18 protein-coding genes are annotated in these 17,879 nt (G+C 63.0%); 5 read left to right on the top strand and 13 right to left on the bottom strand.

Going from position 1 to position 17,879, the window contains the following annotated elements; genetic code table 11:
* The 11 genes from VEK15_11230 to VEK15_11180 form a co-directional block, all read right to left on the bottom strand.
* A partial coding sequence (locus VEK15_11230) for a PHP domain-containing protein (GenBank protein HXV61258.1) occupies positions 1-555 on the bottom strand: 555 nt, incomplete at its 3' end.
* A 99-nt stretch (positions 556-654) separates the two neighbouring features.
* Entirely contained in the window at positions 655-2,379 is a 1,725-nt protein-coding gene (locus tag VEK15_11225) for an alginate export family protein (GenBank protein HXV61257.1), read from the bottom strand.
* A complete protein-coding gene (locus VEK15_11220; GenBank protein ID HXV61256.1) occupies positions 2,376-3,452 on the bottom strand; it encodes a hypothetical protein in 1,077 nt (358 codons plus the stop codon). Before VEK15_11220 ends, VEK15_11225 begins: the two co-directional genes overlap by 4 nt.
* 8 nt (positions 3,453-3,460) lie before the next feature.
* A complete protein-coding gene (locus VEK15_11215; GenBank protein ID HXV61255.1) occupies positions 3,461-4,759 on the bottom strand; it encodes a phosphotransferase in 1,299 nt (432 codons plus the stop codon).
* 20 nt (positions 4,760-4,779) lie between these two features.
* A complete protein-coding gene (locus tag VEK15_11210) occupies positions 4,780-5,808 on the bottom strand; it encodes a sulfotransferase (protein ID HXV61254.1) in 1,029 nt (342 codons plus the stop codon).
* Entirely contained in the window at positions 5,801-7,675 is a 1,875-nt protein-coding gene (locus tag VEK15_11205) for an ABC transporter ATP-binding protein (GenBank protein HXV61253.1), read from the bottom strand. Before VEK15_11205 ends, VEK15_11210 begins: the two co-directional genes overlap by 8 nt.
* On the bottom strand, positions 7,672-8,730 hold the full coding sequence (locus VEK15_11200) for a glycosyltransferase (protein HXV61252.1): 1,059 nt from the start codon (positions 8,728-8,730) through the stop codon (positions 7,672-7,674). Before VEK15_11200 ends, VEK15_11205 begins: the two co-directional genes overlap by 4 nt.
* Positions 8,712-9,971, bottom strand: a complete 1,260-nt coding sequence (locus VEK15_11195) for a glycosyltransferase (GenBank protein ID HXV61251.1) — start codon at positions 9,969-9,971, stop codon at positions 8,712-8,714. Before VEK15_11195 ends, VEK15_11200 begins: the two co-directional genes overlap by 19 nt.
* Positions 9,968-11,176 carry a hypothetical protein gene (locus tag VEK15_11190; protein HXV61250.1) on the bottom strand — a complete coding sequence of 403 codons (1,209 nt, stop codon included), beginning with the start codon at positions 11,174-11,176 and terminating at the stop codon, positions 9,968-9,970. The genes VEK15_11195 and VEK15_11190 overlap by 4 nt, the downstream gene beginning before the upstream one ends.
* Before the next feature lie 297 nt (positions 11,177-11,473).
* Complete coding sequence (locus tag VEK15_11185) at positions 11,474-12,391, bottom strand: 2-dehydropantoate 2-reductase (GenBank protein ID HXV61249.1); 918 nt, start codon at positions 12,389-12,391, stop codon at positions 11,474-11,476.
* A gap of 43 nt (positions 12,392-12,434) precedes the next feature.
* Entirely contained in the window at positions 12,435-13,808 is a 1,374-nt protein-coding gene (locus VEK15_11180) for an AAA family ATPase (protein HXV61248.1), read from the bottom strand.
* 340 nt (positions 13,809-14,148) lie between these two features.
* Here VEK15_11180 and VEK15_11175 point away from each other — a divergent pair, with 340 nt between their 5' ends.
* From VEK15_11175 to VEK15_11160, 4 genes are all read left to right on the top strand, one after another.
* On the top strand, positions 14,149-14,424 hold the full coding sequence (locus VEK15_11175; GenBank protein ID HXV61247.1) for a hypothetical protein: 276 nt from the start codon (positions 14,149-14,151) through the stop codon (positions 14,422-14,424).
* A 122-nt stretch (positions 14,425-14,546) separates the two neighbouring features.
* Entirely contained in the window at positions 14,547-14,789 is a 243-nt protein-coding gene (locus VEK15_11170) for a hypothetical protein (GenBank protein HXV61246.1), read from the top strand.
* Positions 14,790-14,923: 134 nt separating this feature from the next.
* On the top strand, positions 14,924-15,148 hold the full coding sequence (locus tag VEK15_11165; protein ID HXV61245.1) for a hypothetical protein: 225 nt from the start codon (positions 14,924-14,926) through the stop codon (positions 15,146-15,148).
* Entirely contained in the window at positions 15,145-15,741 is a 597-nt protein-coding gene (locus VEK15_11160) for a nucleotidyl transferase AbiEii/AbiGii toxin family protein (GenBank protein ID HXV61244.1), read from the top strand. The genes VEK15_11165 and VEK15_11160 overlap by 4 nt, the downstream gene beginning before the upstream one ends.
* 5 nt (positions 15,742-15,746) lie before the next feature.
* Here the strand turns inward: VEK15_11160 and VEK15_11155 are convergent, their stop codons facing one another.
* Positions 15,747-16,043, bottom strand: coding sequence for a protein kinase (locus tag VEK15_11155; GenBank protein HXV61243.1), 297 nt, complete (start codon positions 16,041-16,043; stop codon positions 15,747-15,749).
* Between the two features lie 73 nt (positions 16,044-16,116).
* Here VEK15_11155 and VEK15_11150 point away from each other — a divergent pair, with 73 nt between their 5' ends.
* The gene (locus VEK15_11150) at positions 16,117-16,599 is read left to right on the top strand and encodes a hypothetical protein (protein ID HXV61242.1); all 483 of its coding nucleotides are present in this window, start codon (positions 16,117-16,119) and stop codon (positions 16,597-16,599) included.
* 58 nt (positions 16,600-16,657) lie between these two features.
* Here the strand turns inward: VEK15_11150 and VEK15_11145 are convergent.
* Positions 16,658-17,879: protein kinase (locus tag VEK15_11145; protein HXV61241.1), on the bottom strand; the 1,222-nt coding region annotated here is incomplete at its 5' end.

Here is a 17,879-nt window from a genome sequence, read left to right as displayed (position 1 = left end):
AATGAGCTGCCGATGCATGGGGGTGAGCCGCGCGATCCCATCGGGAGCCTGTTCCACCCAATCGGGGTGGTTCCAAAAGATGAACGCCCCCTGGGAGTGAGCTTCGCGGAAAGCACCCAGCGCATCTTCTTGAAGGATGGTGTTCGCGTCCCGAATGAAGATGGCGTTGGCATGCCCCGGAGGCATGTCGCGGGTGATCTCCGAGCCGTGAATGACGAGCAGGTCGTGGTCTCGAGCGAGCTCGCGGGCGAGCTCATAGGAGCGATTGCGATCCTCGTGGGGAATGTCTTCCCGATGAGGCTGATACTCGAGATGCTCGGTGAGGGAAATCGCGTCGAGGCCGTCCTTCACCGCTTCCTCGACCCGTATGTCCGGCCACACGCTGCCATCCGAGAACACCGAATGCTGATGGAGGTCGCACTTGAGTGTCAGATAGCCGGGAACGTCCGGAAAGGTGATGCGGCGAGAGCCGCGCTCCTGAGCCTCGGCCCTCGAGGCGTTCGAGAAGCTCCACGAAGCGAGAGCCAGAACGAGAACATTGAAGTGGCGAACCATGGGCCAGGATTCTCGCACAACGAGGAAAAAAGGGAGATGAAAGTTCTGTGAAGCGCACTCGACTCCGATTCATGTTCCACGTTCCTCGAGCTCAGCCTGCTAGAAACGGTACCGGATTTGCAATCTCGCCAAGAAGGCGTCGTCTCGGTGTCGAAACGCCGGACCGGGCCGGAAGAAGCCCCCTACGACCTCGATATCCCAGCTGGGCAAGCTTCGGCTGCCCAAAATGAGATCGGCCTCCCATCCGAGTCGACGGTCGATGCCATTGGGCCTGCGGTCGAGCTCGGAGATCAGCGTGGCCGTCGCCTTGTCCTGCTCGAAACGGTGGTATACGAAATCGAGCGACGTCCTCTCCGCCAGCCGAGCTCCCAACCCCAGGGTGAGGATTCTCAGGTTCGCGAGCTCGGGATCGACTAACTCGCCGTAGTAGCGGAAGGAGGTCACGCCGGCGAATTTGGCACTGTTGTCCTGGAAGCCCGTTTGCCTGAAAGTTCGGTCGCCGTTCTCCGGCGAATCGTCTCCGCTCCCGAAAGCGTATCCCGCGGTAAGCGCGAGCGGGCCGACGGCCGACCAGGTCGAGCCGAAGTCGAACCCCCATCCTTCCATTGCCACCAAACCGTTGTGTCCGCGAAGGATCGCCGCGTCCAGCCAGCTGTCCAATGCCGGAAGCCACTCGCCGTCGAGGCTGACGCCGAAGTGGGTGGTGTGCTCCAGCGGCTCCAGATTGAAGTCTCGTCGAATCACGTAACCGCCGAGATGTCGCTTTCGGTCGTTGTTCGAAAGGTACGCGATCCAATTCGTGGAGGCCAGGTCTCTCGGGCCGCCGTCCGAGAGTGTCGTGCTCACCGACAGATCGAAGCGCCAGCTTTCTCTCAAAGCAACCAGCCGAATCGCATCGAGGTTCTTGTCGAAGACCCACTCCCGTGCCTCGTCGAAGTCCTGGCGACCGACGTAGAGATACGTTCCCAAGTTCCAGGGATCCCTCGCGTAGAGCCAGGTCTGGCCAAAGCGAGTCGTGCCCACGGTACTGGTACCGTCCTCCTCGTCTTTCCGGTAGCGCCCCGCAGTGCGAATCTCGAATACGCCTCCCCAGCGGTCGTCCGGTGACCATTCGAAGCGCAGGCGGGCGGAGCCGTCGTAATCGGTGCGATCCTCGGCGGACTCGACGTCCAGATTGAAATTGCCTTCTCGAGTGGTCTCGAGCTCGAGCTGCCCGGTGAAACGAAGGCTTCGCGACAGCGCGATTCCTCGCCCGAAGAGATCGTCCTCGTCGACGCGCTCCCCGGCCGCGGCGCTGAGACTGGAGGAGGCGAGGGGAATGTCCGCGAGCGGAAGCTCGTGCTCCACGACCGGCGGCAGGCGAACCCACATGTGCAGGATGCGCACTTCCGTGCCGTCCTCCGTGTGCCGAACTTCCTCTACTCTCCCCCCAACGCGATCCCGACCCGCCCCTCGGGCGCTCACTTTTTCCGCGAGGAATCGCCCGGGCCCGCGATCGAAACCTTCGACCTTGACTCGATTGCCCACGAGTCGTTCCTCGTCCACCCGAAATCGTGTATCGCGAGAGAACTCCAGCGGCTCGCCCAGAAGAAAGAGCTCTTCGCCGCGATGATCTGGGTCCTCGCTTTTCGTGATCGTTCCAATCAGCACGTCGTAGGACTGGGGGAGCAGAACCTCCGCCTTTTCGGCGACAAAGACTCCGTTCGAAGAGCGATTGCCCCGGACCTCGAGCCAATGCCCCTCGGTCACCGCGGAAGAGCTCGACGTCGCTAAGGTAACGGAAGCGAGAGCGAGACTGAAGACGACCGCACCGATCTCCATCATGGCGTCACCCCGTTCGGCAGAGGCTCCAGACAAGTGCGTGCCAGTCGCACAAGTTCCGGGACTCGATCGAGCCAGCGGGGGCGCAGGGAGTACACGAGCGCCAGACGCAGGTAGCTGGAAGTCTGATAGAAGCCGAGCCTCTCGCGGAACCCTCGCTCGCTCGATCGGCTCAAGCCCGCGAGAAATGCTTCACTGGCGTCGTCTGCGGCTCGGCCGTCGAAATCGTTTTGAAGCGCGCGCAGATGAAGGTGGGCCACGAAATTCGCCGGATCCAACGCGACGTCGGCGCGGCACAGTGAATCGCAGTCCAAAATGGCTAGCCCGCTCTGTGTCATGAGAAGTTGTCGATCATGGAGATCCCGGTGGGTCATCCCCACCCGGCACCAGGTCGGATCGGGCCGCTTCCGCTCCAGCTCGGCTCGCATCTGACCCCAATCGCGCGGGAGGCCACCGGAGGCCTCGCGGACCTTGGCCGCCCAGCGATCGAGCACCGCGAGCTCATCCTCGGGACCGAACGGTTCGAGGCGCTCGGCCACACCATGTTCCTGGAGCTTCCGTAGCGCCGCGCCGAGGGGGGCCAACACGTCCGGGGAGGCCGTGCGGGACGTCAGGGATTCGCCGGGAATATGCTCGAAGACCAGGGATTCGGTCTCACGCCGATGACGAATCAGCCGCGGAACGACAAAGCCGCACCCGCGGGTCTCCTCCATGCAGGAGTAGCGATCCGCCGCGAGCCCCGAGCGGCCCTTCCGATAACCCTTCTCGACGACCCGCTGACCGTGCTGCTCGTACTCGACGACAATCCTGCGGTCGGGACGGTAGCTCAGAACCCGGGCGTTTCCGGGTAGCCTTCGCGCCAGACGCAGCGAGCGGTCGTGCTCCGGAAGGAGCTCGCGCGATTGACCGGAATCCCACCGGAACCAGCGTTGCCCCCCCGGGGCGTCGGCGGTCAGATCCAACCAGCCTTTCCGTCCGATCTCGACGCGCCGGATCGACCCGCGTCCGATCGTCTCCTTCGAGCCCGACTCCAGCCGCTCGAGCGCTCGTCCCATGGGGCTGGCGTTCAGGCTCATGCTCCCCCTCAGGTCGTCTTCACGGAGCTCACCAGGCACCTCGAGGATCGGTGAAGCAGCGTCCGTGCCCGGGCGAGAAGTCTCTCCATCTGTTCTCGCCAGCGCGACTCCCGGTTCCGAAAAGGGTGCGGCGTAAGGCGCAGCAACGCTGCGGCGGTATGGACGTCGACGGCCCCATCCCTCACTGTCAGGCCGCTTTCGCGGTAGCCCTCGAGCAGGGAGCATCGGTAAGTGTCGACCCGGTCGCTCGATACGGAGCCACGGACGGAATCTCGCTCCAAATGGGCGATGAAATTCCCGACGTCGGCCAACGGGTCGCCGAAAGCCATGGAATCGAGATCGATGACCGCGACCGCTTTTTCCTGGAGGAGAACCTGCTTGGAGTAGAAGTCGCCGTGAATCGTTCCCATGACCTTCGGCATCTCGCCTAGCGCCCACGCAACGTGCGCGGCGAGCCTGCTGGCGTCGTCCTCGAGTCCGGGCGCCAGGAACCCGACGGCCTCCGCGACCGCCCGCAGACCTTTGACTGCGTCTTGCGAGCCGCGCTCGACGAGACCCTCGGGGCTCGACCGGTGGAGCTCGGCGAGAGCCCACCCGACCCGCTTCAGCTCTCGAGCGTCGAATCGTGAGGCACGAAGGGCGTCGCCGAGCAAACGCCCTTCCAGCCACTCGAGCACGACGAACCGGTGGCGCTCCGATCGTCCCAGGGGCCTTGCCAGCCGCAGGCATCCGTTCGCGACAGGCAACGTGCGCGCTCGACCGATTCGCGTGAAGCCGGAGCGGGAGTACTGCCTCACCACCGCCAGATCGCCATCTGGTCCGCGGAGCTGCCCGACGAAGCGTCGGTCCGGCTTGTATGCTAGAGGCCGCAGCTCTGCACTCCAGAGCCCTGGATGTGCGGGCAGAGCCTTGCGCAGCAAGCGAGCGCGGGTCGTCGCCTCCCCGAGTCGCCTCAAGCTTCGGATCTGGTCGTCGTTGGGGAAAAGACAGACCACGGTCAGAAGGTCAGTCCAGAGGAGCTTGCCCGGTCCGAGTCCCGTCGGGGTTTGCGCGCGCGCGATCGCCTTCGAGACCTTGTGAGCATCGGCGGGGCGATACGCCTTGGCATACACCTCCTGCCACTCGCCCGAGGCGAGCACGCGGTGAGCCGCCAGACAGTTGGTCCCGGGTTTGTAGCGGACATAGCGACACTCCGCTTTCTGGATTTCGATCCCGGAGAGCTCCCTGGCCAGGCGCTCGGCAAGAGCCTCGGGGTCGAGCACCGTGGCCAACCCCGGGAGACCCGGGTCCTGCTGGACGAGGTCCATTTCGTCTCGAGAAAGCAGCTTCAACCTCCTCGTTGCGCCGTAGCTTCCGCGATACCGACCGTTGCCCGGAGCTTGGCGTCACGGCGCTGCAGCTCCTCTTCCCACCAGGCGTAAGAACGGAGGGCGACCCGTGCGATCGATGAAGAGATTCCCGGGAAGGCCCTCGGGTAACCCAATTCCCCGAGGAGATCGCCGGCGAGCGCCTCGAAGAGCTCGATCGATCGTTCGTCCATCTGAGTCCGCCAGTCACGAAGTCCGGGCGTCGGTGAACGCCAGGCCCTCTTCGCCGACAAGGAGGGATCCAACCGCTCCTTTCCAGCGTTGAACGAAAGCATCTCTTTGGCGTCTGCCAGGCCTAGAAAGTCCGCTACCTCGTGGAGGGTCGCGGCCGGGTCCCTCACGAGTCGCTCGTAGCTCACTTCGAGGTAGCTACCGGCGCGAACCTTCGCCCCATCACGTCGCCCCGAGCCCACCTGCCATCGCCACCACAGGGCGCAAACCGCCACCGGCTCCTCTCGCCAGAGGTCGAACCGAGCCGGCCCCTTCGTCTCGCGCGCCCATTCGAGCGTCGAGAGCGCGACATCCCGTCCGTCGCGAACGATGTGAACGCTCTGCACGTCGGGGAAGAGCTCGTGCAAAAGAGGCAGACATCGTACGTAGTCGGGAGTCTTCTCTCCTCCGAGCTCCTTGCCTCGAGCCGCAGCGAACTCACGGTAGAGACGGCTCACGAAATCAGCGTAGCTTCCCGATCGACGTGCGGCGCGGTTCACGCAAACCTCATCGAGCCCCAGCCGTTCGAAGCGGTGGTAGCTCCGAGCCCAGCTCACGAGTGCCTCGTGTTGAGTCAACCAGCGGGCACGCGCCGGCTCGAGCCAGACCGAAGGCGTTACCGCCTGGACGGCGCGAGGGATGAAATGGGTGTCGTTGGCGATGGCAAGGCGCGGGTGTGCGTCGAGCATGCGCTGGAGCAGGGTGGTTCCCGAACGCGGGCAGCCCACCACGAAGACGTACGGCGATCGGGCGAGCCGACGTGGCGACCTATCAGACATTGGAGACCGCCTCCTGCCGCCCGTCCTCGGAACGGAGACGACAAAGCGCCGCGTAGCGTCCACCTCGCGCCACGAGCTCTTCGTGGGTTCCTTTTTCGACGACCTGTCCGTCGTGGAGGTAGAAGATTGCGTCCGCGCGCATGCTCAGCCGCAGATCGTGCGCGATGATCAATACGGTTCGACCGATCGCCAGACGCTCGAGGGCTTCGAGGACGGACCGGCGATTCTCGTCGTCGAGACCGGTCGTCGGCTCGTCGAGCACCAGGATCGGGGATTTTCGAACGGCGGCTCGCGCGATGGCGATCCGCTGGCGCTGACCGCCGGAGAGGTTTACGCCTCTCTCGCCCAGGATCGCCTCGTAACCGCCCGGCAGATTCGAGACGAACTCGTGAACGTTCGCCAACCGGGCGGCGGCCTCGATTTCCTCCCGGGAGCAGCCCGGTGCTCCGTAGGCGATGTTGTCGCCGAGGCTCGCGGCAAAGAGAATGGAATCCTGGAGCACCACGGAGATCTGCGATCTCAAGGATCCGACGCGGAACTCGCGAATGTCGCGGCCGTCGATGAGTACTCGCCCGAACGTCGGATCGTAGAAACGCAGCAACAGGTTGACGACCGTCGACTTGCCGATGCCTGACGGCCCGACGAGCGCCACGCGTTGGCCCGGCTCGATCGCGAAGGACATTCGACGCAGCACCTGAGGACCGGGACCGTAGGCGAACCCGACGTCCTCGAAACGCACGCTCCCGGCGAAGCGCGGCGCCGCGATGGCCCCGGGAAGATCCCTGACCTCGGGCTCGCGATCGAGAAGCTCGAAGACCCGCTCGCCCGCCGCACAGGCCTTCGCGACGCGCCCCGTATATTTGGCAAAGTCCTGCGCCGGGTTGAACGCCCGGCGAAGATAGGTGAGAAAGACCAGGAGCTCACCAGGGCTCAGCTCAGAGGTGAGCACCAGTCGGGTCCCGTAGAGGAGAACCGCCGCGGTGGCGATTGCCAGCACGAGATCGACCGAGCGGCCGAGGCTCGCGGTAAGCTTCGCGCCCCGGACATCGTACTTCTCTCCCATCACGTTGCTCGATTCGAAAGCATCGAGAAACATCCCCTCCAAGGAAAAAGCCTGGACGTTCTTGATCGCGCCGACCGATTCGGAGGCCGTCGCTGCCAGCTTTCCTTGACGCTTTCGCTGCTTCACGCCGGCCTCGCGAATCTTGCCGGCCAGGCTCCGGGTTCGTAACCAGATGAGTGGGACGATCGCGGTCGCAGCCAGAGCGAGCTTCCATTGCATCCAGAACATGGCGGCCCACATCCCGATCAGAAGCAGGGAGCTCGCAAATAACGGCAGGATGGCCGTGACTGCGGCGTCGCGCAACAAGTTGACGTCTTGTATGACGCGCAGGATCAAATCGCCGCTCCGAGCGGAAGAGTGAAAGGAGAGAGACAGGCCCTGAAGGTGCCGGAAGACGTCGGCACGAACCCGTGCCAGAACGCGGTTGCCGATCTTTGCGAAATTGACCTGATTGACGTACTGAGCGAGGGCGCGAAGCCCACTGATCGCCACCACCGCGGCCGCCGAGAACGCGACCAGCAGCATCGGATCGACCCCCGTCGTATCCGGGAGGAATGACGGCGGAGTCCGATCGTTCCGCGGCAGAATCACCTCGTCGAAGATGAATTTGAGCGGCCACGGCTCCAGGAGCCGCAGGAGGGTGTGCGTGACGAGTGCGGCGAACGAGGTGCCGAGGAGAAAACGCTCCCGCAAGCAATAGGGCCACAAGCGCGTCAGAACGCGATTTCGGGATCTCGGTTCCGCGTCGGAGGCGATCCTCCGATCGGACCGAGCGTCTTTGGTCTCGAACGCGCTTTGCCTCAAGGCCCGTCCTCCCTGGCGAACCGGAGCGCGAAGTCGGCGATGCGCCTCCAGGAAAGCTCGGCGGAGCGAGCCAATGCCGCCCGGGCGAGGCTCTCTCTCCGCTCGGGTTGCTGGATCAGTCCTTCCACGATGTCCGCGATCTCGTTTGGCTTGCTCGCGCGATAGATTTCTCCACCGGATCCCACGATGCGTGGAAGATCGCCGACGTCGGGAACGATGGGCACCACGCCGCAGGCCATTGCCTCCGTGAGCTTGAGCGGGGAGAAGTAGCTGGGAGCCGCCTCGTCGTAGCTCAAGGGTAGAGCGTCGAATGCGGCGACGTATTTTGGAATCTCAGAGTGCGGTTTCCAGTCGATCAGGGTGCGCCGCTCGGCGGGAACGTGGCCTTCGAGCTCAGCAGCGAAATCGCCCTCGCCCACGATCACCACGTGAATCGGGGCGTCCCTTCGCAAGAGCTCGTGATATACCTCCGCGAGGCGATCGAAGCAGTGCCACGGTCGCAAACGGCCATGAAATCCGAGGGCGAAGCGTCCTTCGGGAACGAGCGAAGCGCGCAGGCGATCGTCGACGCTGCGGGGTCGAAAGAGCCGTTGATCCACGCCGTTTGGATAGATGTGGATGGCGTCGGGTCGGGCCCCTCGAACCGAGGCGTATTCCGCGAGCTCGCTCGTAACCGCGATCACCGCGTTCGCGGAGCGGAAAAGCACGCCATCTCGGTCTCGTTCGGCTCTTGTTTCTGCTCTTCCCCGCCACCGCAGAGCTTCCTGCGCCAAAGGGGAATTGACCTCGAGCACGAACGGGATGCCCCACTCCACGGCAACCTCGGCGGCCTCCGATCGGCCGAGCGCGTACCGCTCAAAGACCATTGAGACGGAGTTTTCCTTCAAGACCCCGCGGAGTCGTGATTGGAGTCGCGCGGGGTCGCTCTCGTCGAGAGCCACCACGTGGGCACCGAGCTCGCCGAAAGCGCTCCGCATTGCCCCGAGGTGAACCGCGGCTCCCTTCCTCCGATCCGGGGCCACTCCCGGATCCTGATTCACGAAAGCAACCCGCACGTTGCCTCCGAGCCCTGCATCGCTTGCTCGAAGCAGGAACGTAGTGACGCGGCGGTCTTGCGAAGATCGAAGCATTCGGTAACTCGGCGCCTTCCCTCCCGGGCCAGCTCGCGGCGCTTCGGCGCGTTGGCCAACAAGTCTTCCAGCGCGGCCGCCACGGCAGCGGCGTCGTTCTCCGGCACCAGAACGCCCGCTCGTCCGCCATCGAGGATCTCGGGAATCCCCGAGATGGGAGTGGAAATGACAGGAAGGCCGCTGGCCAGAGCTTCGAGAACCACGGTGGGCAGCGCATCACGATTCCCGTCGGCGGCAACGATGCACGGCAAGCAGAAAACCGTGGCCCGAGCCATCAAGGTGACGATCTCCTGTTGTTCGGCCGCGCCGGTGAGACGCACGAGCTCGCCGAGGTCGTTGTCGGCGATTTGGCGCTCGAGCGCGCTCCGCATCTCTCCCTCTCCCACGAGCGTGGCGGTCACCGGGAAGCCCCGTCGCCGTAGCCGGGCCAGCGCTTCGAGCAGCAGGTGATGGCCTTTCTTCTCGACGAGGCGGCCGACCGAGAGGACGTGGCAGGAATCCCGTTGGCGAGGATCCTCGGGAGCGTCCGCGAAGTCGGCAAGTGCAACCCCGTTGTAGAGCCGCCGCACCCGTGAGGTCGCTCGCGGGTGGAGCCAGCTCTCCAAATACTTCACATTCGCGTCACATACGGTGACCACGAACTCGGCTCCGACGAAGATGTTCTCGAGCCATCGGGGCTCCACGCCCGCTCGATAGATATCCTTGGCATGCGCGGTGACACTGTACGTGGGCCCGCCCAGCGCGCGGAGCAGCGTCGCGACCATCGCCGAATCCGAAGCGAAATGGACGTGAAGGTGACGGATGCCGAGAGATTGGGTTCGGTGGAGCAGATAGATGGCTTCGCTCAGCAAACTGGCGAAGCGCGGAGGCGCTCCCCCGGGTCGTCTCCTGATATCCCGGCTCAGTTGTTGAACCCGCCGGAGACGATCGGTCGATCCTGCGAACAGCGGCTCCCAGAAGTCGAGCTCGCGGATACAGGGAAGTGTTTCCACCTGCGCCTTCAGCTGGTTCAATATCCGGTGCCGGGGCTCCGCATCCGGCTCGTGCCGGGAGATGATGTAGATGGAAACGCCCATGTTCTCCTGCTCCAGGATCTCGTTCAGGATGAACGTCTCCGAAAGACGGGGAAATTTCTTGAGCAGGTAACCGACTCGTAACGCGTTCACGTTGGGGTGCCCGTCAGGACCGCCAGACTGTTCGGAAACGACAGAAGCTCGGCGGCAATGCTCGAGAGGTTCGTCAGCCCGTCCATGCTCGGATAGTTCGAGCGGGGGGGTGGTGCCGCAAGGACTTCTTCGACCGCTCGACGCAATGCCAGAGGCTTCCGCTCGACGAGCAACCGCGCCAGGCCCAGTCGCGCGAGTCGGTCCGCTCGAATCAGCTGCTCGGTTCTCGGAAAAACGCGAGGCAGCAGAACCGAAGGACAGGCACTCTGGAGAATCTCCACCGTCGTGTTGTAGCCCGACATGCTGACCACGGCGCTAGAGCGCGATAGCATCCCCGGTACGTCGGGGTGGAATCGATGCACCTTCACCGAGCCCAAGGTTCGGGCAAGCAGGCGAATCCGTTTGTAATCGGCAGTCGGAATCAGGGGGCCGGTGATGACGTCCGTTTTCCACTCTCCTGGTGTCGAGGAGAGTCCGTCGAGATACGCCAGAATTCGGCTGGCTCCGTCCTCCCCCCCGCCGACGGTAACCAGTACGTGTGGCTGCTCGGAACGCCGTCGAGTGATGGGTTTTGCCGGGCGAGCCACGTAACCGGTGAACTCGACCCGGTGCGAGATCTCCTTCAGGGGCCGGTATTCCACCCGGGGATCGAAAACCTCCGGGTCTCCGTAGACACAGACCTGGTCGTAGCCCTCGGTCAGTGCCCAGCGGTGCTCCGATGAGCTCCATTCGCGGTCGACGACTTCGGGATCGTCGACGATATCCCGCAGCCCAAGGATGGTTCGGACTCCCAGATCTCTTGCTTCCCGCAGCAGCGGAAGGACCTCACCGTTGAGCCCGATCACCTGATGGTCCACGATTACGAGCGTCGGGTGAAAGGCCCGAAAGGATTCCAGAATGAGCCGGGTTCTCAGCTGCATCAGGTCGGGATAATCGACTCCCAGGGTCCGGACGTTGTAGGCGCCCTGGCTCGTTTTCGTCACCGACGGCAGCTTCACGACTTCGACCCGTTCGCGACAACGGAACTGGGTCACGGAAGGCGAGCCGCTCACGATCAACGCGCTGGCTCTGCGAAAGCTCCGGGTCAGAGCCGTGGCGATGTTCAATGTGCGTCGCAGGTGGCCAAGTCCAAAGGAATCGTGGCTGTAGAGGAGGATGCGCACCGGCACATCACGCAGAGTCATGAGATCCGGATTCGTGCGCAAAATGTCACCCTCCCTACGCGGCGGACGATCGGCAAACGGGCCTCTCGGCCGGGCTTCTCGTACTTCTTGAAGGAGAGGTGGAATTCGCTGCGACAGCCGTCAGGGAATTCGGTGTCCCTGGAAGGACGGAACCGATACAGAAAGCACCTGAGGCAAAAAGGAATTGGATAAGGCCGCCCATGCTGTTCCTATCACGGCGCGCTCCCGATTCGTGTTCGGTTTTTCGATCGAGTGAGCGCCCAATCTAGCGCCCGGATTTCCTATACGAAATGATCTTGATCACAGCGCCGGAACGGCCTAGTTGTTTCTCCGGGCCCAGGGCTCGAGGATCGCAAGGACGGCTTCCGAGGCCGGCACCGGGAGGCGGTGACGCCGGGCGAGTCGGACGACGGTGCCGTGGAGGGCGTCGAGCTCCATCGGCTTGCCGTGGGTAAGGTCATAGTGGAGCGAGGAATACATGTCTGCCGGGAGGCTTCGGGTGAGCTCGACGATTCGTTGTGGCGTATCGTCGGGCAGGGGAACGCCCTCCTTCTGGCCGAGCTCGGTGATCTCACGACTGATGCGCTCGAACATCGCGAAGGCCTCGGGTGAGTCTCTGATCTCGCCGATGGGAAGTCGCACCGCCGCGGTCATCCCCGCCGCGGCACAGATCATCGCGAACTTGCGCCAGAGCTCCTGGCGAATGTCCTCCGACAGCTCGGCGTCGATGCCGCTCGCCGTGCAAAGCGCGTGGAGCGACGCGAGCCGTTCGCTTCGAGGAGCGTCGAGCTCCCCGAATAGGAGGCGTGCGAGCTTGCCCACATGAGTGATCTCTCCCGGAGCGGAAATCGTCGCCATGATGTAGGCGACTCCGCCGCACACGTGCCCGGGGCCGAGGATCGAAGCGATCTTCTCCTCGTTGTCGACGCCGTTTTGAAACGTGATGACCGCCGTCGCCCGATGGAGGAGCGGCGGGCTTCGTCTCGCAGCCCGTTCGGTGTCGTTCGACTTGACGCAGAAGAGAACCACGTCGACCGCGCCCACTTCTTCCGGCCGGTCGGTGGCGGGAAGGGCGACGTCGACGTTTCCGGAGCCGCTCAGCACACGTAGGCCGCGAGAACGGAGCGCCTTCAAATGCTCACCGCGGGCGATGAGATGAACGTCGGCGCCGCCCCGGGCGAGCCGCGCCCCGAAATAGCCTCCGACCCCACCCGCTCCGAACACGGCGACTCTCATGGGGAGATCCTATCTCTCTCAGCACGCACGTTGGGCGTTCTGGTCAGAATCGAGCGTAATCGTTGTAGACGTCGATATCTTCCGCCTCCCCGGGGTAAGGATGAGGAAATCCGTCGGACAAGAGGAATTGCTCGATGGTAACGCCCTTGATCGCGGCCGACCGGAACTCACTTCCACCAATGACCAGGAGCTTCCGGTTGGGAAACACCTTCGGAAACCACGCGAAATCGACGAGCCCTGTTGGGCCGACTTTCACTTCGTAAAGCTTTCGTTCGGAATCGACGAAGTCGATCTCGTGCTCCTTGGACGCCCAAAACCAGATGACCTCGGGATCCTCTACGCCGGCGATCGACTGTCGTCTGAAAAGCTCCTGGGCGACGAGCCACTCCATCCACTTCGATTTCTGCTGAGGCGGCAGAGATTTGAAATCCTCGATGTGGGCCATTCGGTTGGGACTGAACGACAACGCCACCGACAGATTGATGAAATGGAACTTCGCGGGCTTGCGCTGAAGCGGGACGTCCCGGTCGGCATCCCATTGGTGAGACGGGATCACCGCCAGAAGATCGGACAGCTGTTCGACGTACTCCGCCGCAATGGTGTTGTTGGCCAGACCAGATTCTCGTGCAAGCTTGAGATAACCCGTCCTCGACCCCGCCTGCACGAAAAGGGTTCTCATCAAAGCGATCAAGAATTGCCTGGACCGCCCGCTTCTAATGAGCTCTCCCGTTACCCAATCGCGGATCAGCTCGAAGAAGTATTGCGGTATCCGGCCCATCTGCCAGATCTCTCTCGCCGCAATTGGAGACCCTCCGCTCAGCAAGAAGGCAATCCAAGCGTCGTCTCCGATTTCCCGTCGAAACTGGGCGTGGAAATCCTTGTAGGACACGCCGGTGAACAAATACTCCGTCCGTCTGAGTTTCCCTTTTCTTCCCGGAAGACGCTCGGCGCCTCGACGGATGTCGGCGGCGCGAGAGCCGGTGGTCACGACCAGAACGTCCCGAAGCTCCCCGCGATCCGAGACGCGCTTCAAGGCGCGCTCCCACCGCGGCACGTCCGAGATTTCATCGATGAAAAGCCGTTTCGATCGGGCATCCGGGTTGAAGGTTGGGACGATCTCTGCGATGCGCGCTTCGAGCTCGTCTTCGCCGGCAATGTCGTCGCCATTCAGAAAGTAGGCCGACCCACGGCCGTTCTCCTCGAGCGTGTTCCTGAGCTGGAGCTCGAGCCAGGTGCTCTTGCCATACTGGCGAGGCCCTCGAATCAGGATGAGTCCCGGCTCCGCCGGGAGCTCGTCCAAGCCAAAACTGAACCGAAACGTGCAGGGTTGTTCCTCGAATTCAGTAATCTTTGGCCACAGATCCTCTCGGTCGATGTCGCCTGTGGAAAAGAGACGGTTTCGAGTCTTAACGTCCACGACGTTAACTATATTAACGCCGGCGACGTTAATGCAAGAGGAGGAAAGTGCCCTTTTGAAAAAGAGCCTCCGAGAGCCTCGAGCGCCGAGCGCAGAACCCCGGCGTCGGCGAGTATCTTGCTTGATGGCGCCATCGTCGCTTCGAGGGTGAACTACTCGTTCAAAGAGAGACCACTTTGTCTCTCAGAGGGTGCAGCTCCTTCTCACATTCGCGGATCTGCGCAGCCGCTTCGACCACGCGAAGCGAGGCCGAAGGCTCGCCGGTCCCCGGGAGATTGTCAAGACGCTCCTCGGTCGGTTCAACCAGTAGCCACACCAGCGCCGGTGCTACACTGAATCCGTGCTCAATCCGACGCCCAGGGAGAAACTCCTCGATTCGCAGGGACGGCCCTACTTTCTCTGGGATTGCGACCTGACGCTCGAGGAGTTCCAGGACGGATTGAAAAACGCCGATCCTGACGTGCGGGCGTACCTCGTCGGGAAGCTGATGCGCCAGGCAAAGCCGGACGATGTCTTCACCTTCGTCTCTCCCGACGAGATTCGAGAGCTCTGGCCGACGATCGAACGGTATCTGGGACGGTCGCGCCCTTTCTGGACGTGGCTCTTCGAGAACTGAAATTCGGATCCGTCGGAGGTACTGGAAACTCCTCGAGTCTTCGACATCGGCGCGCCGATTCAAGTCGACACTCCACACGAGATCCTGTCAACAAGCTCTGCGCGCTTCTGGGCCGCGCCGAGTTGAGGGACCTGGTCGACCTGCGGGATCACCTGGTGCACGGCGGGGATTTGGACAGAGCGCTTTCTGACGCGCCTCGAAAAGACGGCGGGTTCTCGCCACTGACTCTGGCCTGGGTGCTGAAGGAAACGAGCCCGGGGCCCGCTGCCCGGGCGTTGGGATGGACGGAAGCGAAGATTCGCGATCTTTTGGAGTTTCATGCGGAGCTCATCGAGACGCTCGTCACCTCGGGAATGCCAGAATAACCCTCTTTCGAGAGCGTCCCGCCGATCTCATGCGATGGAACGGACGTGACGCGATCGGAGGGCTGAACCGGCGAGTGTGGTCGAGTCTCGCCGTCGTGAGGGCGAGCTGTTCCGAAGAAGGATAGAATCGCATCATGGACGACGTCACCGCGCTGAGTCCGGCCGAGCGGTTTCGGATCGCGATGGATCTGTTCCAGGCCGGGGTCGACATGATGCGACAGAACCTCAAGAGAGAAGATCCCCACGCCACCGAGGAGCAGATCGAAGAACGCCTTCGCGCTTGGCTCGGACACCGGCCCGGCGCTGAGTTCGGAGACTCCGCGGGGCGACCCGGCGAGTGGCCCCGAAAGCGGCGGTGAGGGTTCTCGAATCCGCGCTGCGCCGGCTATGTGCCGATCTTCGGGCTGCCGAAATCAAATTCGCCCTCGTCGGGGGCCTTGCGGTCTCGGTGAGAACCGAGCCACGGTTTACCCGCGACGCGGATCTGACGGTTGCATTTCGGGATGACGAACAAGCCGAAGCGCTCGTCTACGACCTCCAACGAAACGGTTACAGGCTCGTGGCGACCGTCGAGCAAGAGGCGGTCGAGCGGCTTGCGACGGCGCGGCTGCAACCGCCTCTGGACGATGGAACGGGCGTCCTTCTCGACCTGCTCTTCGCATCCTCGGGAATCGAGAGCGAGATCGTGGAAGAGGCCGAGCTTCTCGAGGTCCTCCCGGAGCTCTCCATTCCGGTGGCTCGCACCGGGCACCTCATTGCTCTCAAGATTCTGTCCCGAGACGATGAGACGCGCCCGCAGGATATCGTGGACCTGAGGGCGTTAACGAAGAAGGCTTCTCGAGAGGAGATCGAGCGCGCCAGGAAGGCGCTGAAGCTCATCGAATCGCGGGGGTTTCACCGCGGTCGACCACTTCTGAAGATGCTGGGGGAGTTTCGCAAGAGTCGCTCGTGAGCTTCCTATGCGCGCAGTCTCTTCCCTTCGACGAGCTGCATCACGAGGAAGAGCTGACCGTCCTCCGTCTCGCCGATCTCGTGGATGGTGACGATGTTCGGATGGTCGAGCGCCGACGCGGCGCGCGCTTCCCGCTCGAATCGCTTCCGCCGCTCCAGATCGGAAGCGCCGTGGGCGGAGAGCACCTTGATGGCGACGTCCCGCTGGAGCCTCGAGTCGCGGGCTCGATAGACGACTCCCATGCCGCCCGAGCCGAGCTCCGCCATGATCTCGTAGGATCCCAGACGGTCCGGGGGTGACATCTTCCGACGATTCACTATAGGGCGAAGATTTTCTTCGCGTCAACCAACGACGGCGGCGAGGTAGACTGCGAGCATGCTCAGCTCAATCATTCTCTCTTTCCTGGTTTCCTCCCCGCTCGTCTACGACGCTCCGAAGGAGTGGACGCCTTCTCCGTCGACGTCTTCGATGCGGCTCGCCCAATGGAAGGTGGGGACGAGCTCCGAGGTCGTCATCTTCTACTTCGGCCCGGGTCAGGGCGGGGGAGTCGAAGCCAACCTCGAGCGGTGGTACGGGCAGTTCACGCAGCCCGATGGAACTCCGACGCGCGAGCGCGCGCAGGTGCGCAAGATGAAGGTCGCAAACCTCGACATCACACGCGCCGACGTTTCGGGAACGTATGTGGCACCCGTTCGTCCCGGTGCGAGCGAGCGGCACGACGAGAAGGACTACCGCATGATCGCCGCGGTGGTCGAAGGACCCTCGGGGCCCTGGTTCATCCGCCTTCTCGGTCCGCACGCGGAAGTGTCCGCGGACGAAGCGTCCTTCGACGCGTTTCTAGCGAGCCTTCGGCATTAACGTCCACGACGTTAACTATCTTAACGTCGATAACGTTAATGCAAGTGGCGGAAAAGCCTTAAAGAGAGGAGCCATCGAGAGCTTCGAGCGCCGAGCGGAGGGCCCCGGCGTCGGCGAATCTCTTGGAGGGCTCTTTTTCCAGGCAGCGAAGTATCACCGCCGAGAGCTCGGGTGAAACACCCGGCTCGATTTCGCGGGGGTCGGGCGTAGGCGTGCTCCGGTGCATCTCCAGGATTTCCTCGGTCGTCGCCGCTTCGAAGGGTCGCTTTCCTGTTGCCATCTCGAAAAGGACGACCCCCAACGCGTAGAGGTCGGACCTTCCGTCGAGCGGCGAGAGATTGGCCTGCTCCGGGGAGGCGTAGTTGGGAGTCCCGAGGAAGACGCCGGTTCGCGTCGTGCCCGGCTCGCCCAGCACCCGGGCGACGCCGAAGTCCGTGAGGTAGGGCTCTCCCTCTCCGTTCATCAGGATGTTCTGCGGCTTGATATCCCGATGCAGGACCTTGTGGGCATGGGCGGCCTCGAGCGCGGCGGCGAGCTTGGCTCCGATCGCGGCGCACCGGCTAGGGGACAACGGCGCCTCGACGCTGATCAGCGTCCCGAGGGTCTGGCCGTCAACCCATTGCATCGTCAAGTACTTCTTACCTCCGAACTCTCCGAGGTGATACATCCTGAGGACGTTGGGGTGACCGATATCCCGGGACAGAATGATCTCCTTGCGAAAGCGCTCCAGGACGGCTTCATTGGACGCGAATTCCGTGCGAAGCATCTTGATGGCAATCTTGACCTGCAGCATCTGGTCGTAGGCTTTATAGACGATACCGGCGGCACCCGCGCCAACCTGCTGCAGGAGCTGATACCGTCCGTCGACGACGCCCAGACCCAGGTCGTGCCCGATGGTCGTTCCTTCCGTCGAGATCCCCTTCGGGAGCGAAGCGGGGCTCGCGCTCGTCGGCGATCGCCGTATGCTCGCGGAGTCCTGGATCCACCGGCGGAAGAAATGATTGACCAAGACGAAACGGCGTTCTTCGTTCCGGCGGATGAATCCGAGCTGCTCGAGACGGTGCAGGCTGTCGCGCAGCGATCCGTTGCTGATGCTGAGGCTGTCTTGAATCGAATGGCTCACCGCGGCGCTTTGTTCGGCGATGATCCGAACGATGTCTCGTTCGTTCTGGGAAAGCATCTCGAAATCCACGGAGAAGAAGTAACTGACCATACGATCGTTGGCTACTTCCTCGAGAGCATCGCCGACATCTTCCAGCTCGAGGTAACGCTTGCAAACG

Source organism: Vicinamibacteria bacterium (assembly GCA_035620555.1).
GTDB lineage: Bacteria > Acidobacteriota > Vicinamibacteria > Marinacidobacterales > SMYC01 > DASPGQ01.
This window is presented reverse-complemented; position numbering and strand designations above follow the sequence as displayed.

Excerpts from the sequence above, each read along its gene's own strand:
- VEK15_11225 (HXV61257.1), bottom strand. The coding sequence starts at position 2,379 with ATGATGGAGATCGGTGCGGTCGTCTTCAGTCTCGCTCTCGCTTCCGTT.
- VEK15_11220 (HXV61256.1), bottom strand. The coding sequence starts at position 3,452 with ATGAGCCTGAACGCCAGCCCCATGGGACGAGCGCTCGAGCGGCTGGAG.
- VEK15_11215 (HXV61255.1), bottom strand. The coding sequence starts at position 4,759 with ATGGACCTCGTCCAGCAGGACCCGGGTCTCCCGGGGTTGGCCACGGTG.
- VEK15_11210 (HXV61254.1), bottom strand. The coding sequence starts at position 5,808 with ATGTCTGATAGGTCGCCACGTCGGCTCGCCCGATCGCCGTACGTCTTC.
- VEK15_11185 (HXV61249.1), bottom strand. The coding sequence starts at position 12,391 with ATGAGAGTCGCCGTGTTCGGAGCGGGTGGGGTCGGAGGCTATTTCGGG.
- VEK15_11165 (HXV61245.1), top strand. The coding sequence starts at position 14,924 with ATGGACGACGTCACCGCGCTGAGTCCGGCCGAGCGGTTTCGGATCGCG.
- VEK15_11155 (HXV61243.1), bottom strand. The coding sequence starts at position 16,043 with ATGTCACCCCCGGACCGTCTGGGATCCTACGAGATCATGGCGGAGCTC.
- VEK15_11150 (HXV61242.1), top strand. The coding sequence starts at position 16,117 with ATGCTCAGCTCAATCATTCTCTCTTTCCTGGTTTCCTCCCCGCTCGTC.